The sequence below is a fragment of the Thiomicrorhabdus hydrogeniphila genome (assembly GCF_054656895.1).
The window spans coordinates 1,016,530-1,031,813 of the sequence record NZ_BAAHXL010000001.1 but is presented as its reverse complement, the minus strand read 5'-3'; the positions used below and the strand labels follow the sequence as shown (position 1 = coordinate 1,031,813).

Here is a 15,284-nt window from a genome sequence, read left to right as displayed (position 1 = left end):
AGATTTATATAAACCTATGACTCTTGTGGTTTGGGTGCTAAAACTTCTCGATTACCATTTGAACCTGCGGTAGAAACAATGCCCGCTGATTCCATGGCTTCTACAATACGTGCCGCCCGGTTATAACCAATTTTAAAACGGCGCTGTATAGATGAAATTGAAACACGACGACCTTGTACAACAAATTCTACGGCTTCGTCATATAAAGCATCTTGTTCAGCATCACCATCTGTTGCACCACCATTTCCATCTGCAGCATTATTGGCTTGGGTAATACTTTCTAAATATTGTGGTTTGCCTTGAGATTTAACAAACTCCGCAACTCTATGCACTTCTTCATCACTCATAAATGCACCATGCACACGTCTTGGCGAACCTGAACCCGGTGGCATAAAGAGCATATCCCCCATACCCAATAACTGTTCTGCGCCACCTTGGTCAAGAATGGTACGTGAGTCAATTTTTGTATTGACCATAAATGAAATTCGGGTGGGAATATTGGCTTTAATTAAACCGGTAATAACGTTAACCGATGGTCGCTGAGTAGCTAAAATCAAATGAATACCAGCGGCACGTGCTTTTTGGGCAATACGTGCAATAAGTTGTTCTACCTCTTTACCAACCACCATAATCATATCGGCAAATTCATCAACCACAACCACAATGTATGGCAAAGGTTCTAAGGTAGGTGGCGCTTCGCTCATTTCATGACCAAAATTTGCCGCTTGCTGATACAGAGGATCAATAATAGGCTCACCTTTAGCAATGGCTTCATTCACTTTTAAGTTGTAGCCTGCAATATTTCTGACCCCAAGTTTGGCCATTAACTGATAACGTCTGTCCATTTCAAAAACACACCAACGCAAGGCATTGGCGGCATCGCTCATATCGGTCACAACGGGGGTTAATAAATGTGGAATGTCTTCGTAAACAGACAGTTCCAACATTTTTGGGTCAACCATAATCAAGCGCACTTGCTCTGCAGTACTTTTATAGAGCAGGCTTAATATCATGCTATTAACCCCTACTGATTTACCAGACCCTGTTGTACCCGCCACCAACAAATGTGGCATTTTACCAATATCAGCTACCACAGGTTTACCTGCAATATCTTTACCTAAAGCCACGGTTAATGGTGATGAAGCTGATTGAAAGGCTTCAGAAGCCAAAACATCTCTAAAACCAACTATTTCACGCTGTTCATTTGGAATTTCAATCCCTACTACTGCTTTACCAGGAATAACATCTACCACACGTACTGACTGTACCGAAAGTACACGCGCTAAATCTTTTGCTAAGTTGTTAATTTGACTGACTTTAACACCCGGTGCTGGCAGTATTTCAAAACGGGTTACTACTGGACCAGGTTGAACCGATTCAACTTGCACGGTAATACCAAACTCTAATAGTCGTTGCTCTAACAAGCTAGACAATGCTGTTAGCTCATCTTTACTAAACCCTTCATCATAACTTGGTGGCATATCAAGTAGATCTAATTTTGGAAGTTCAGCCTTTTCAATAATGGATGTAGCGGTTGAACTCGTTTGTTTTGTACCAACTGTTAAACCTTGTGCTGGCGCAGGTTTATTTTCAAGATTAGTAGGCTGAGAAGGTGTTGTATTAGAAGTCTGATTAACGGGTTTTGACTGGGCAACAGGCGCTTCATCATTAATTAGAGGTGTAATATGAATGGCTTCTTCAGCAACGGGTGAATTTGATGTCTCAGAAGCTGCACTTGTTGAATTTTTATCTTTAGATGGGAGTACTTTGGCTAGCCATTTTTTTCTGGCTTCTGCCGCATCATTATTAGAAGTATTGCTGGCTAAGTTACTAACCCCTTGTTTAACTTGGTTTTGAATTTTTTGCACACGATCTTTAACTTTATCGGATTCGATCACTTTATCTTTAAATAGGCCAGTTAGTTTATCGTAAATTTTAACCGCTGCTTCGCCCGTAAACTCAATAATCGTTAACCAAGAACAGCTGCTTAACATACTAAAGGCAACCGCAAACATCACCAGTAAAATTAAGGTACTGCCTAATAGATCAACAGAATGGACTAAAGCTGTACTTAATTCATAACCTAAAACGCCCCCGGCAGAGTACGGTAGAGCAATTAATGCGTCTGGTTGCATATATAAATTTGCCAGGCCTGCCCCAGACGTAATCATCAATAACAAACCAAATAAACTTAATATAAAGCGTAAATAATCTAATTCATTACCGGTTCTAATTTTAAGGGTGACCCAGCCTGCCAACAAAATACCAAACGGAATTAAAAAGCCAAATACGCCAAAAACATACAGCAACATAGAAGAAATCCAAGCACCTGTTTGCCCACCATAGTTGGCGAACTTTTGGCTTTCGCCCGCAGAATCGAACCCTGAATCACTCGGTGAAAAACTAAACAATACAATAAATAAGAAAAAAGCCAAGCCAATACAGCTTAAAACTACGCCGTCTTTTAAAATCCAACCAAACCGCTTTAGCGTAGTGACTTTGTCAGCGCTTTTCTCACTATTTTCTGTCATGGTTTTTCTCTGAAGTTTTACTGATTTAAAAGACATTTAAAATTGCTTGCACCTTAGTTAGATTATGTAACACTTAGCACGAACTTATTACAACAAACAAACCGTTATACCGCCAAACACCGAACATAACACCGTTTATATAAAGTTCACTTTATACTTAAAAACAAACCAGATATTTATCTCGTTTAGCTTTCAAAAACTGCTAAAATTTTAGCATAGAAAAATAAGAGAATCTGAATATAACCTTGATTTCATAGCAATCAAGGGTGTAACCTTCTCAGTTCTTATTCACAATACAAGCGATTCATATTTTATAAAAGGAAATTGTTATGGCCACAAAACATTGCAAATTATTAATTTTAGGTTCTGGACCTGCAGGTTATACAGCAGCCGTTTACGCTGCTAGAGCAAACCTAGATCCTGTTATGATTACCGGTATGCAGCAAGGTGGTCAGTTAACAACCACAACAGAAGTGGATAACTGGCCAGGCGACCCTGAAGGATTAACAGGGCCAGATTTAATGGTTCGTATGCAACAACATGCTGAACGTTTTGGTACTGAAATTTTATTTGACCATATTCATACTGCCGAACTTGGACAAAAACCTTATAAATTGATTGGTGACTCAGGTGAATACACTTGTGATGCTTTAATTATTGCTACTGGTGCTTCGGCTAAATATTTAGGGCTAGACTCTGAAGAAGCCTTTAAAGGTAAAGGTGTTTCAGCTTGCGCTACGTGCGATGGATTCTTTTATCGTAATCAAAAAGTTGCCGTAATTGGTGGTGGTAATACCGCTGTAGAAGAAGCTTTATACCTTTCTAACATTGCTGCAGAAGTTACTATCGTTCACCGTCGTGACTCTTTCTCTTCTGAAAAAATCTTAGCAAAACACCTTCAAGAAAAAGCCGACAACGGCAATATAAACATTGAGTTTAACTCAACACTTGATGAAGTTCTTGGTGATAACATGGGTGTTACAGGTTTACGCCTAAAAGACATGCACTCAGGTGAAACAAAAGAAATTGATGTTGCTGGAGTATTTATTGCCATTGGCCACACGCCAAATACAAGCATTTTTGATGGCCAACTAGAGATGGATAATGGTTATTTAAAAGTACAAAGCGGCTTACAAGGTAATGCCACACAAACATCAATTCCAGGCGTTTTTGCTGCTGGTGATGTAATGGATCAAATGTATAAACAAGCGATTACATCAGCAGGTTCTGGATGCATGGCAGCCTTAGATGCTGAAAAGTATCTAGATAATCTGTAAAACTTTAATACGAATGGATTCGTGAATAAGGCATCCCCCTCTAGCGGGTTATAACAATGCTCAAGACTCAACTAATTTGTATTCAGTTGAGCTTAATAACTTAAGTATGAGCTGTACTTGTATCTTGAGCATTTTAAATTTATCCATACTCCTTTCATACTCTGCTCGTAACAAAGTCTAGAATAAAACATTAATAAATTTACCCTGTGATCATCTTAAATTGTGTGAGCACAGGGTAGAATTATTAAAACCCATAATATTTCATATAAAATCAAAGGCAATTCTATGAAAAAGGTTCTTTTTTTATCATTAGGTTTACTTGCATCACAAAACGCATTCTCTGCAGACCCTCTCGCCACAACAGATCAAAAAGCTAGTTATACTTTAGGTACTGATTTAGCTAAAAACTTCACTCGACAAGGTTTAAATATAGACGTTAAAGCCTTTTCTTTGGGTTTAGAAGACGCTTTAAATAATCATAAACTTCGTTTAACTGAAAAAGAAATGAAAGATGCCGTTGAAGAAGTTAAAAAACGCATGATGCAAAAGCAGCTTGAAGAACGTAAAGCTGAAGGAAAATCTAATGCAAAAGAAGGTAAAGAATTTTTAGCCAAACACGCTAAAGAAGCCGGTGTTAAAACATTAAAAGATGGTATTCAATATAAAGTCATCACTAAAGGTAAAGGGAGTTCTCCAACCGAAGATGACACTATTTTTGCTAATTATGAAGGTCGCTTTATTGACGGTACAATCTTTGATAGCTCATACAAACGTGGTTCACCACTGAAGTTCCAAATGAGCAATGTAATACCTGGTTGGGGTGAAGTGCTTAAACACATGAAACCTGGTTCTAAATGGGAAGTTGCCATTCCTTCTAATCTAGCCTATGGCGAAAAAGGTGCTGGCCGTACAATTGGGCCAAATAAAACATTGTTATTTACAATTGAATTAATTCAATTTGCAAAAGATGATGCTCCTGCCAAATAAATCTAAAAAGTGACTTCACTTTATTTTAGGCAAAAAAAACCCCAGTTAAGACTTGCTTAAGCTGGGGGGTTCCATAATAAGGGGAACAATCTTAGCTCTTTTAGAGGAGTGTTGTAATGAAACAACAAGCCCATATTAATCTAACAAGAAAGACATATCAATAGTTTCTAATATAAAAGTATTACTATATTGTGATGCGTTACGTAGAAGCCATATGCCTTTTGTTTACCCTATACTATTTCGATTCCATAAATTGACTGCATAACGTAATCACATCAAACGCTGGCGTTTCATAAGGGTGTGCATCTTTTAGTGCCTGAATAACTTTATCAATATTCGATTTACTCACCACCATCTCAACTCTAAATTCATCCACTATTTCAATAGAATCTGTTTTGCCAAGAAAAGGGTTACTTCCTTTAAGAGGTCTAAACTGTCCTTGACCTTTTACTTGCCAACAACAACAATCATAATGACCAATATGCCCTGCTCCAACTTTAAACATGGCCGTTTTTACTGAGTCTAAATGAGATTCCGGTACATAAAATGTCACTTTATACATAATTACTCCTAAAAAGCTTTCTTAAGATTACAGAAATTAACTACAATATAACCAAATTCTTAAATCATACTAATTATAAAGGGTAAAAAATATGCGCTTAATTCTGGTTACCTATGCCGTCATTTTATTTCTAGGTATTACAGCCATGGTGACAGATTGGTATTATCTTGCCAATATTGCCGGTTTTATTTCTGCCGTTGGATTTATGCTTGTTTTCTTTAAAGACCGTCCAGATGATGAAAGCGAATACGCTATTAAGTTACGCCGTTACTGGTACGTGGTATTTGCTACAGGAATTCTTTTTAGTTTAATTTTTGGCAGCCTTTGGAACAATCAAATGGGCAACATGGCCTCTTAAACTACTTGAACTCAGTATAAAATCTATGCAAAAAAAATCCCCATATTAATACGTTAATATGGGGATTTCTTATTGAACAAATTCAAAACTGTCTGTTCAATAGCGTAAAATCTTTCAATTAATTTTAAGCATTAAAACAGTTCAATTTCACCTTCATCCATGCTTTCAGTATTAACACGGCTCATTCGATTTTGCTCAATCTCTTGACGTTTTTCATTTAAACGTAATCTAAACTCTTCTATACGTTGTTTATACTCTTCTTCTGACTGAGCCGGGTTTTCTTTATTGTCAGATAAAAATTCGCCTAGTTCACTTGAAAATTGGTTTAGATTGTCTAAATGACTCATTACCTGCTCTACTAGCTGTCTTACAATATCTTCAAACTGCAAAGAACGAACGGCATTAGATACACTGTGCTCAATTTCAGAAATCATACCTGATACATCGCCCAATTTAGATGAAATACCGCCATTCATTTCTTCAAGATCACCAAGCATAGTGCTCACTTTATTTTGTGATGAAACAGCGTGTTCCATATCTTTGCTTGCTGTCTCACTAACGATATTGCGAACTTGGTCAACAGTAACGCGTGCCTGTTCAGCTTGTTTACGAATTTGATCATTAAGTACATTAGAGTTTAAAGAAAGTTTGCGCACTTCATCAGCTACCACGGCAAACCCACGACCAGCTTCACCTGCTCGTGCTGCCTCTATGGCGGCATTTAATGCAAGTAAATTTGTTTGGTCTGCAATACCTTTTACATCTTCTAATAGATGGAAAATTGATTCAATTTGAACCACCATTTCATCAATTTTAGATACGGTTTCATTACTACGCTGGCTGGCATTGGTAAGCAGATCGATTAAATACTGTAAAACCACTTTAATTTCAGCTGAGAATTTTTGAATACTCATCTCATTAGAGTCTTCTCCACCCCCAAGATTATCTAACAATGAAACCACTAACTGATATTCTGCTTGCGTTTGTTCATGTAATCCAGAAAAGCTTCCATTAAGCGTATCAATAGCTTCTGCAACCAAGGTTTTAACTTGAATTAACTCTTCGCCGACCACTGAAACTTCTTGTTCAATAACGGTATCGACATCATTCATAATAAGCTGCATTGACTCATCAACCGTTTTTACACTAATTGAAGGCTCTTTTGAAAATGAGCTCAGCGATCGAGGAACAGCAACCTCTTGGATAGCTGGAACCTGAGTTGCTGACTGGGCAAGTTTTGCCACTTGCAGTGTCCAAACAATTGAAACAAGTAAAAGCATTATGCTCCCTATAAAGGGAATGTCCATAAAGCCTAAAATCACGCCTATAAACGTGATTAACCAGGCTAGCCAATATGTTTTTATGACATCAAGCATGAGATTTTTCCTTAATTTGTCTATTTAAGAGACTCAAAGCCCCTTAAACAACGGATAGTTAAATGTTGTTATCGCTATTAAAGCATTTAATATGCCAAGCATTTTTTTAATCATTTGTTTAAAACAATGATTAAACCATTTACTATAAATTCATCTATTTATAAAGTAAAAAAGCCTATGAAAGCGTAGTTTTCATAGGCTTTATGGGAATATCTAAATGTGCTTTTCCTGTACTTACAATAAAAATGGTTAAGAGTAAAAAACTAGGCAAGTTCCATAATTCTTGCAGCAACTTTATCTAGTGGAAGAACATCAACTGCAGCCCCTATTTTAACAGCTTCTCCAGGCATTCCCCATACAACGCTGGTTTTTTCATTTTGGGCAATCGTTGGTACACCACTGTCTTTTAGGGCTTTTAATCCTACAGCACCATCGGCTCCCATTCCTGTTAATAGAACACCAATTGCTCTATTTGCCCCTATATTCTGTAAAACGCTTTTAAACATTACGTCAACGGCAGGTTTATGGCGATTAACCGGATCACTATCATCTAAGCGGCATATTAAACCAGCACCACTTTTGGCAATCACCAAATGTTTATCACCAGGGGCAATATAAACATGCCCTGGATGAATTTCTAAACCATCTTCAGCGTGATGCACGGTCATTTCTGAGATTGAATCCATTCTTTTTGCAAAAGGTAAACTAAATGCCGCCGGAATATGCTGAGTAATTAGAATAGCTGGGGCGTTTGCCGGCAGACGACTTAGTACTTCTTTTATGGCCTCTGTACCGCCTGTTGATGCGCCTAAAGCAACAATTTTGGTACTATGTCTACCATTTGATTTTACTACGGCTGTCGCTTTTGCTTGGCTTGTTATACTGCTTCTTGATGGTGTATTCAATGTGGCCACAGCAGGTTTTTGTGTTTGTCTTGCAACATAACGTGCATACTGCTGTTCTAGCATAGAACGGCGGACTCGAGAGGCTGTTTTAACTTTACTGCAAATCTCAAGCGTGTAATCTTCAAAGGTATTAACCAAATCAAATTTAGGCTTTGTTACAAAATCTACCGCCCCTAAATCCATAGCTTCAAAGGTAACATCAGCACCTTTTTCCGTTAAGGTAGAAACCATAACCACAGGTACAGGGTGCAACCGCATTAGATTTTTTAGAAAGGTAACGCCGTCCATTTTGGGCATTTCAACATCCAAGGTTAATACATCTGGACGCAGTTGCTTTATTTTTTCTCGTGCATCAAACGGGTCAAATGCCGTACCAACGACGGTTATCATAGGGTCTGTTGATAACATTTCTTGTAACATTTTTCTGACTAAAGCTGAGTCATCAACAATTAAGACTTTAATGGGCGTAATCACTGTAATCCTTTTAATGCTTACTGAAATAGAAAGCTTATCTTGCTATTGTGGTCATCTCATACGAATGAGATTAATATATTTTTCTATAAATGGTTTGTCCAAGCAACTCAAATTGATCACTTACTTTATAAAGTGATTCTGAATGCCCTATAAATAAATGGCCATTTTTAGGTAAACGATCAGCATATCGTTTAAATAATCGGCTCTGCGTCGGTTTATCAAAATAAATAACCACGTTACGACAAAATATTACATCAATTTCGTCTTTTATAGGCCATTCTTCCATTAAATTTAATTGGCCAAATTCAATAATGCGTTGTAACTCAGGTTTGACTTTTACAAACCCTTCTTGAGCTCCAGAACCTTTTAAAAACCATCGTTTTTTGCGTTCTTCACTGACCCCTTTTAAGCGGTCTATTTTATAAACCCCCGCCTTACCCGTTTCTACAACATTTGAGTCTAAATCGGTTGCAATCACTTTAACGTCCCACCCTTGCGGTATAGATTCTTTTAAAGTTATGGCAATAGAATACGGCTCTTCTCCTGTTGAACAGCCTGCTGACCAAATCCTTATTTTCTTTTTAGCTTGGTTTGCTTTTACCAGGCCTGGTAAAACGGTGTTTGCAAGAAAGTCAAAATGATGATTTTCTCTAAAAAAGAAGGTTAAATTCGTGGTAATGGCGTTAATAAGGTGTACAAATTCAGCTTCACCTTGCGCTTCAACATAGCTTAAATATTCTGTAAAGGTGTGCATATCTAAAAATCGAATTCGTTTTGATAAGCGGTTATACACTAGATTTTTTTTAGATTCGTTTAAATCAATCCCTGCATAATCATACACAATCTTTTTTACACGATTAAAATCGCTGTCTTTAAAGTCAAATTCACGTTCGCTCATTGGTTTTGATACTCTATATAAAGTAGATATAATCTAATTAAGCAAAAAAGTAACCTAGTTGCTCGATTATGCTTTTTTATTGTACCTTTTTAGTCTTGGTAACGATTATATAAAACACTATTGATAGGGTTATTTACCATATTGGAGTAAATATTGTTTATATAAACGACTCTCTCATTCTATAATTGAATAACGCTTATTTATCTGTTTAAGGTCAGTATGGTTACTATAGTCAACAATACAGCTCAAAATGCACTATTAACGACCAGGCCTGGTAATTCTATTGATAGTTTATTAAAGGTAGGTCAAACGCTTACTGCTAACATTCAGCCTTTAAATAGTACTCAAGTTCAATTAACCATTGGTAGTCAAACGTTATTGGCAACAACCAAAACGCCTATTCAAGAATCTGGTTCTGTACAAGTTAAAGTAAGCCAAGTAACACCTGAATTAAAACTCACTATTATTGATAAACCCGTTCAAGCAACCAATTCCAGTAATATTTCTCAGACTGTGCAATCAGCATATAGGCAATTTATTCCATTACAGTCTCCTGTTACTCAAGTTTTTCAACAAATAAGCTTATTGCAATCTTTGCCGCCTAGTTTGCAAACATCGGTACAAGAGCTGATAAACTCTGTCACTAAAAACCAACAAGATGTAAATGGTCAGTGGTTAAAACAAAAGTTAATGGACAGTGGACTATTTTTAGAAGCTAAACTTGGTAAAAACCAATCGGCTACCGCCCCATCATTCAAGCAAGATGTTAAAGCACAAATTTTACAGTTACAACAACAAGTTAGCACTATTCAACAACAGTCAAATAATGCCAGTATTGGTAAATTATCCACTTTATTAGACCAAGCGTTAAGTCGCATTACTGTACAGCAGGTTCAATTGTTTGAGAATCCAAATATTACACCTTTAGAACTGCCATTTGAACGTCACAAAAGTACACACAATGACAGTGTTGAAATTAGAAAATCAGAACAAAAAGATGAAGAAAAATGGGAAGCCTATATTGATTTAAACCTCCCTCAAGGTATGCTATCCGTTAAGCTGAATTTAAATAGCGACAATCTGCTCGACTGCTTTGTCTGGACTGAAACGGACGACCTAAAAGAAAACGTTGAACAAAACATGAACTTACTAAAACAATCCCTGCAAATTGAAGACCTCACCCTTAACACTTTGCAAGTTGCGGTAAATAAACCCGTCAAAACAGATAAAACCAAAAAAATGGCCTTAATCGATATCAAAATCTAATTTTCATCCTTTTTGGCAACGTTATTGCTTGTTTCAAGAAAAGATTAAAAGTCGATTATTACTGTACAGTGGTGAATCCCTGTAACATTTATATTGATCTGCTTACAACAATTAAATTAACAGACATGTTTATTTTAATTGTTAAAAATAGGCTAACCAAAGAGAGACAACCAACATGGAAAACAGCTTGGATGCCATTCAAGAACACATTGAACAAAACGAATCGGTTGACGATCAAGTTTTGAGTTTTGTATTAGGCGCTGAAGAATACGGTGTAGATATCTTGCGAGTTCAAGAGATTAAAGGTTGGGAAAAGACCACAGCCATACCAAATAGCCCTGCTTATGTCATGGGGGTAATTAATCTACGTGGTTCAGTGGTACCCATTGTTGACTTGCGAGTACGCTTTGGCTTAGAAAATGTGACCTATAATGATTCTACAGTGGTAATCATTGTACGCTCTGAAGATAACAGTGGATCACAAAAAATTATTGGTTTAGTTGTTGATGGCGTATCTGATGTATACGCTTTAAACAAGTCGGAACTGCAAATTGCACCTGAAATGTCTGGCACAATTCATACAGACTATGTTAATGGATTAGCCACGGTTTCAGACAAAATGCTTATTGTTCTTCATGTTGATCAATTAATTAACGATGGCATCCTTGCATCGATTAAAAAAGCCTTAAATGTTGAATAGCCGTATGTATAATAAACGGCAATTAGCAAACATCCAAATAACAAATTAATCTAAAAGTGAGAGTATTAAGATGGCAAAGATATTAGCTGTTGATGATTCTAAATCGATGAGACAAATGGTAAGCATGTCGCTTAAATCTGCGGGGCATGACGTTACTGAAGCTGAAGATGGCGCGGTAGCTTTAGGTATTGCTCAACAAAATCAATTTGATTTAATCGTTACAGATATCAATATGCCAAATATGAATGGTATTGAACTTATTACAGCATTACGCGCTATGCCTAATTTTAAATTCACACCGATTCTTTGTTTAACGACTGAGTCATCTGGTGACATGAAAACTAAAGGTAAAGAAGCCGGTGCAACAGGTTGGATTGTAAAACCATTTAGTCCAGAAAAGCTTTTATCTGTTATTAACCGAGTATTGTAATTCACTCAACAATTTAATATAGAGTGCCGAGGTAAATATGAGTAATATAATTCAACTTCCTGAAAGCTTAACCATTCATCATATTGAAAGTCATTTCAATGAGTTAAATACAAAATTCAATGAGATAGACGATGAAATTATCATGGGTGCTTCTGCCGTTGAAAATGTAGATACCTCAGGCCTACAAACTTTACTTGTTTTAGTACAGACTGCCGTAAGTAATGGCAAAAGCATAACCTGGCAAGATGTTCCAGACGTATTAAAAACCGGTGCTGAAAAACTCGGCATTAAACAAGAACTCTCTATCTAATCTTTATTTAATAAAAAACGGCTTTAAGCCGTTTTTTTATATTCTTTTTTCACAACCGTATTTTTATTACCTAAAACTTTTACTCGTATTCATTTGTTCTAAAGGTAAATATGTCTCAAAAGAAAAACTTATCTGATTCATTTGCTGTTTCATTAGAATACCAAGGTTCTGGCGCGCCTAAAGTAACGGCAAAAGGTAGAGGTTATGTTGCTGAAGAAATCATTAAAGCGGCAAAAAAACATAATATCCCTATTCAAACGGATGCTGATTTAGTCAATCTTCTTAGCCAGGTAGAGCTTGACCAAGAAATACCTGAAGTACTTTATGAAGCCGTTGCTCAAGTGCTTATCTTTGCATATCAAATTAGTGGCAAATCACCATTAGACAACGTTAAAAGCCAGCCTGAAACACAATCCGAATAAAACCTAATTTTTGATTACGATAAAAAAGCCTTATTTAACTTAGTCATTTTAAACTAAGCTAAATAAGGGTTTTAAATGTAATGAATAAGGGTTACATAAACATATTATCAACATCAATTAAGATAATAACATTATCTTCAAAATGGGCTATTCCCTGAATATAAGGTGAAGTATGATCTTTAGTCGTCGACAAAGCTTCAAATTTATTTTCTGGGATATCTTTTACTTCCATAACAAAATCAACAAGCATTCCAACTGTTTTTTCGTCGTCTAACTCAACAATAATAATACGAGATAAATCATTGATTTCTTTACTGGGCATGCCATACATGACGCGTGCATCAATAACAGTAACAATGACCCCTCTCACATTAATTACACCAAGAATATTATGATCTGAACCCGCTACTTTTCGGATCGTACCAACTCTTAGCACTTCACGTATTTTTTTTACCTGAATACCATAAATTTCATTTTCTAACGTAAATAAAACACAGCGTGCACTCGGCCCGTTATATTCATCTTCATCATCTAAAGCAAGCGCACCACGCGAGGTAGATGAAAGTGATTGTTTAGCTAATGCCACTTTTTTCTCCTTACTGAAAACGTTGAACAACGCCTGGTAAATCTAAAATAAGAGCAATATTACCATTACCTGTAATGGTTGCTCCTGCGTAGCCGTATACATGTTTTAAACCAACACCTAATGGCTTAATCACCACCTCTTCTTGACCATTTACTTGATCAACCACCAAACCTGCACGCTGGTTTCCAATTGAGACAATAATAACCTTATCACCTCGATAATCATCTTTAACCGAACCTGGTGCTAGCCAATCGGATAAAAAGTATAACGGAACGCTTCGCTCTCGAAGCCTAACCATCATTGAACCATCAATCTTATTGGTTTTACTACTATCATAATCAAAAATTTCTTGCACGCTCGTTAGTGGAATGGCGTAACTATCGTTATCAAAAGAAACCATTAAGGTTGGTAAGATAGCAAGCGTTAAAGGCACTCTAATACTGATTTCTGTACCTTGACCTAAAACAGAGTGAATATCAATACTACCATTAAGCTTGGTAATCATATTTTTGACCACGTCCATACCTACGCCGCGGCCAGATATATCACTAATTTGTTCTGCCGTTGAAAATCCAGCCGATAAAATAAGCTCAAAAGCCGATTTATCATCCAATTGATTGGCTGTCATTTCATCCATCATGCCTTTCTCTACTGCTTTACGGCGCAACATGTCAGGATCCATGCCTTTACCATCATCAGTAATAGATAATAAAATATGATCACCTTCTTGTTGAGCAGAAAGCACAACCGTTCCATTTTTAGATTTACCGGCAGCCACCCTATCTTCAGGCATCTCTACACCATGATCAACCGAGTTACGAACTAAATGCACTAAAGGATCTGCTAGGGCTTCAACCAAATTTTTATCTAAATCTGTCTCTTCACCACGTAATTCCAGATCAATTTCTTTGCCTAATTTTCTTGCTAAATCACGTACAACACGAGGGAAGCGACCAAAGACTTTTTTAACAGGCTGCATTCGAGTTTTCATAACTGAAGCTTGTAAATCGGTTGTTACATGGTCTAAGTTGCCCACTGCATTTGAGATGGCTTCAATATCTGCTTCGCCACCTCTTAACGTGAGTAAACGGTTTCTCACCAATACCAACTCACCAACCAAGTTCATAATTTCGTCTAAACGTTTGGTATCAACTCGAACGGTAGATTCTGTATTATTTTTTGCTGGCGCTTTGGCTTCTGTTTGCATGGCCGATTTAGGTTGGCTTTGAGCGTGAACCACGGGTGCCTCAACTACTTTGGGCTCAATTTTAGGTTCTATATGAGGTATTGATGTTTCTGGTTCAGGTTCTGTTCCATAAATTTCAGCTTCTAAACTATCACGCTGGCCTAGAAGTGCTTCAAACTCTTCATCGCTCATATCGCCATCAGGATCAACCCCTTCTGCAAGAGTAAGTTCCTGCGTAGTTTCTTTTTCGGCTGAACCAGACATATCTCTTTGGTTTAGTAAGGCCTCAAACTCTTCATCGGTCATATCCCCATCAGGGTCAACACCTTCTGCTAAATGAAGAGATGGTTGTTCTACAGATTCTTCTGCCTTGTTATCACGCTGATTTAATAATGCTTCAAACTCTTCATCAGTCATATCCCCATCAGGATCAACCCCTTCTGCAAGATGAAGACCTTCTTCTTTTTTAGGTTCTTCAATAGGCGCTTCAGGCAAACTTTGCCCTTTTTTGGTCAGCGCATCTAGTTCGATAAGCAATTTCGGATCATTTTCAGGTAATTCGCGTTCGCCATCACTTAATAATTCAATTGAATCACTAATTACGTCAAATGCTCTTAAGATAACATCGGCTGCCACAGCATCGTAGTCAACGTCACCATTACGGATTTTGTCAAAAACGTTTTCTGCTCTATGGCAAACTTCAATCAGAGGAGTAATGCCTAAGAAGCCTGCCCCACCTTTTACGGTGTGAAAACCTCTAAAAACTGCATTGAGTAAATCGGAATCTTTAGGTGAGTGCTCTAGGTCGACCAACTGTTCATTAAGTTGGTCAACCAGTTCCGATGCTTCAACTAAAAAGTCTTGTAAAATCTCTTCATCCACAGCTTTTACCTCTTGGCTATTCTGGACACAATGCCTTTTAAAGCACCGCAATAATATTCAAGTAAAAGCAATCCTTATGCCATTTAGGACTGACAAATAGAATTCGGATGAGAAAGAAAAAGGCAAAGAAGTTT

General features: G+C 37.2%; 15 protein-coding genes. 8 read left to right on the top strand and 7 right to left on the bottom strand.

Annotated elements, in window-relative coordinates:
• Positions 1 to 14: 14 nt before the first annotated feature.
• Positions 15 to 2,531 (bottom strand): DNA translocase FtsK, encoded by a 2,517-nt coding sequence (locus ACYQ0E_RS04540; protein ID WP_460187061.1) that lies wholly within the window; start codon positions 2,529 to 2,531, stop codon positions 15 to 17.
• Between the two features lie 329 nt (positions 2,532 to 2,860).
• Between ACYQ0E_RS04540 and trxB the strand changes: the two genes are divergently transcribed.
• The gene (trxB, locus tag ACYQ0E_RS04535) at positions 2,861 to 3,808 is read left to right on the top strand and encodes a thioredoxin-disulfide reductase (protein ID WP_460187060.1); all 948 of its coding nucleotides are present in this window, start codon (positions 2,861 to 2,863) and stop codon (positions 3,806 to 3,808) included.
• A gap of 285 nt (positions 3,809 to 4,093) precedes the next feature.
• Positions 4,094 to 4,795, top strand: a complete 702-nt coding sequence (gene bamJ / locus ACYQ0E_RS04530; RefSeq protein WP_460187059.1) for a BamJ family beta-barrel-assembly machinery protein — start codon at positions 4,094 to 4,096, stop codon at positions 4,793 to 4,795.
• Between the two features lie 235 nt (positions 4,796 to 5,030).
• On the opposite strand, the gene ACYQ0E_RS04525 is transcribed toward bamJ, so the two are convergent.
• Positions 5,031 to 5,357 (bottom strand): YqfO family protein, encoded by a 327-nt coding sequence (locus ACYQ0E_RS04525; protein WP_460187058.1) that lies wholly within the window; start codon positions 5,355 to 5,357, stop codon positions 5,031 to 5,033.
• Positions 5,358 to 5,448: 91 nt separating this feature from the next.
• On the opposite strand from ACYQ0E_RS04525, the gene ACYQ0E_RS04520 reads away from it, so the two are divergent.
• Positions 5,449 to 5,715, top strand: coding sequence for a hypothetical protein (locus tag ACYQ0E_RS04520; RefSeq protein ID WP_460187057.1), 267 nt, complete (start codon positions 5,449 to 5,451; stop codon positions 5,713 to 5,715).
• 131 nt (positions 5,716 to 5,846) lie between these two features.
• On the opposite strand, the gene ACYQ0E_RS04515 is transcribed toward ACYQ0E_RS04520, so the two are convergent.
• The 3 genes from ACYQ0E_RS04515 to ACYQ0E_RS04505 all read right to left on the bottom strand — a co-directional run bounded on the left by ACYQ0E_RS04515 (position 5,847) and on the right by ACYQ0E_RS04505 (position 9,368).
• Positions 5,847 to 7,091: a methyl-accepting chemotaxis protein gene (locus tag ACYQ0E_RS04515; RefSeq protein ID WP_460187056.1), complete on the bottom strand. Its 1,245-nt coding sequence runs from the start codon at positions 7,089 to 7,091 to the stop codon at positions 5,847 to 5,849.
• A gap of 263 nt (positions 7,092 to 7,354) precedes the next feature.
• Complete coding sequence (locus ACYQ0E_RS04510) at positions 7,355 to 8,467, bottom strand: protein-glutamate methylesterase/protein-glutamine glutaminase (RefSeq protein WP_460188698.1); 1,113 nt, start codon at positions 8,465 to 8,467, stop codon at positions 7,355 to 7,357.
• Between the two features lie 73 nt (positions 8,468 to 8,540).
• Positions 8,541 to 9,368 carry a CheR family methyltransferase gene (locus ACYQ0E_RS04505; protein ID WP_460187055.1) on the bottom strand — a complete coding sequence of 276 codons (828 nt, stop codon included), beginning with the start codon at positions 9,366 to 9,368 and terminating at the stop codon, positions 8,541 to 8,543.
• A 219-nt stretch (positions 9,369 to 9,587) separates the two neighbouring features.
• On the opposite strand from ACYQ0E_RS04505, the gene ACYQ0E_RS04500 reads away from it, so the two are divergent.
• From ACYQ0E_RS04500 to ACYQ0E_RS04480, 5 genes are all read left to right on the top strand, one after another.
• Positions 9,588 to 10,634 (top strand): flagellar hook-length control protein FliK, encoded by a 1,047-nt coding sequence (locus tag ACYQ0E_RS04500; protein ID WP_460187054.1) that lies wholly within the window; start codon positions 9,588 to 9,590, stop codon positions 10,632 to 10,634.
• Between the two features lie 175 nt (positions 10,635 to 10,809).
• Positions 10,810 to 11,334 carry a chemotaxis protein CheW gene (locus ACYQ0E_RS04495; protein WP_460187053.1) on the top strand — a complete coding sequence of 175 codons (525 nt, stop codon included), beginning with the start codon at positions 10,810 to 10,812 and terminating at the stop codon, positions 11,332 to 11,334.
• Between the two features lie 70 nt (positions 11,335 to 11,404).
• Positions 11,405 to 11,764, top strand: coding sequence for a response regulator (locus tag ACYQ0E_RS04490; RefSeq protein WP_460187052.1), 360 nt, complete (start codon positions 11,405 to 11,407; stop codon positions 11,762 to 11,764).
• Positions 11,765 to 11,801: 37 nt separating this feature from the next.
• Positions 11,802 to 12,074, top strand: coding sequence for an STAS domain-containing protein (locus ACYQ0E_RS04485; RefSeq protein WP_460187051.1), 273 nt, complete (start codon positions 11,802 to 11,804; stop codon positions 12,072 to 12,074).
• A 110-nt stretch (positions 12,075 to 12,184) separates the two neighbouring features.
• Positions 12,185 to 12,496, top strand: coding sequence for an EscU/YscU/HrcU family type III secretion system export apparatus switch protein (locus ACYQ0E_RS04480; protein ID WP_460187050.1), 312 nt, complete (start codon positions 12,185 to 12,187; stop codon positions 12,494 to 12,496).
• Positions 12,497 to 12,587: 91 nt separating this feature from the next.
• Here ACYQ0E_RS04480 and ACYQ0E_RS04475 read toward each other — a convergent pair whose 3' ends face one another.
• Together ACYQ0E_RS04475 and ACYQ0E_RS04470 are read right to left on the bottom strand one after the other, a co-directional pair.
• On the bottom strand, positions 12,588 to 13,082 hold the full coding sequence (locus ACYQ0E_RS04475) for a chemotaxis protein CheW (protein ID WP_460187049.1): 495 nt from the start codon (positions 13,080 to 13,082) through the stop codon (positions 12,588 to 12,590).
• Between the two features lie 10 nt (positions 13,083 to 13,092).
• Positions 13,093 to 15,150, bottom strand: a complete 2,058-nt coding sequence (locus ACYQ0E_RS04470; protein ID WP_460187048.1) for a chemotaxis protein CheA — start codon at positions 15,148 to 15,150, stop codon at positions 13,093 to 13,095.
• Between the last annotated feature and the right edge of the window lie 134 nt (positions 15,151 to 15,284).

Bases quoted from the DNA above. Each gene is read 5' to 3' on its own strand.
- ACYQ0E_RS04540 (WP_460187061.1), bottom strand. From the start codon at position 2,531: ATGACAGAAAATAGTGAGAAAAGCGCTGACAAAGTCACTACGCTAAAG.
- trxB (WP_460187060.1), top strand. From the start codon at position 2,861: ATGGCCACAAAACATTGCAAATTATTAATTTTAGGTTCTGGACCTGCA.
- bamJ (WP_460187059.1), top strand. From the start codon at position 4,094: ATGAAAAAGGTTCTTTTTTTATCATTAGGTTTACTTGCATCACAAAAC.
- ACYQ0E_RS04525 (WP_460187058.1), bottom strand. From the start codon at position 5,357: ATGTATAAAGTGACATTTTATGTACCGGAATCTCATTTAGACTCAGTA.
- ACYQ0E_RS04520 (WP_460187057.1), top strand. From the start codon at position 5,449: ATGCGCTTAATTCTGGTTACCTATGCCGTCATTTTATTTCTAGGTATT.
- ACYQ0E_RS04515 (WP_460187056.1), bottom strand. From the start codon at position 7,091: ATGCTTGATGTCATAAAAACATATTGGCTAGCCTGGTTAATCACGTTT.
- ACYQ0E_RS04505 (WP_460187055.1), bottom strand. From the start codon at position 9,368: ATGAGCGAACGTGAATTTGACTTTAAAGACAGCGATTTTAATCGTGTA.
- ACYQ0E_RS04500 (WP_460187054.1), top strand. From the start codon at position 9,588: ATGGTTACTATAGTCAACAATACAGCTCAAAATGCACTATTAACGACC.
- ACYQ0E_RS04495 (WP_460187053.1), top strand. From the start codon at position 10,810: ATGGAAAACAGCTTGGATGCCATTCAAGAACACATTGAACAAAACGAA.
- ACYQ0E_RS04490 (WP_460187052.1), top strand. From the start codon at position 11,405: ATGGCAAAGATATTAGCTGTTGATGATTCTAAATCGATGAGACAAATG.
- ACYQ0E_RS04485 (WP_460187051.1), top strand. From the start codon at position 11,802: ATGAGTAATATAATTCAACTTCCTGAAAGCTTAACCATTCATCATATT.
- ACYQ0E_RS04480 (WP_460187050.1), top strand. From the start codon at position 12,185: ATGTCTCAAAAGAAAAACTTATCTGATTCATTTGCTGTTTCATTAGAA.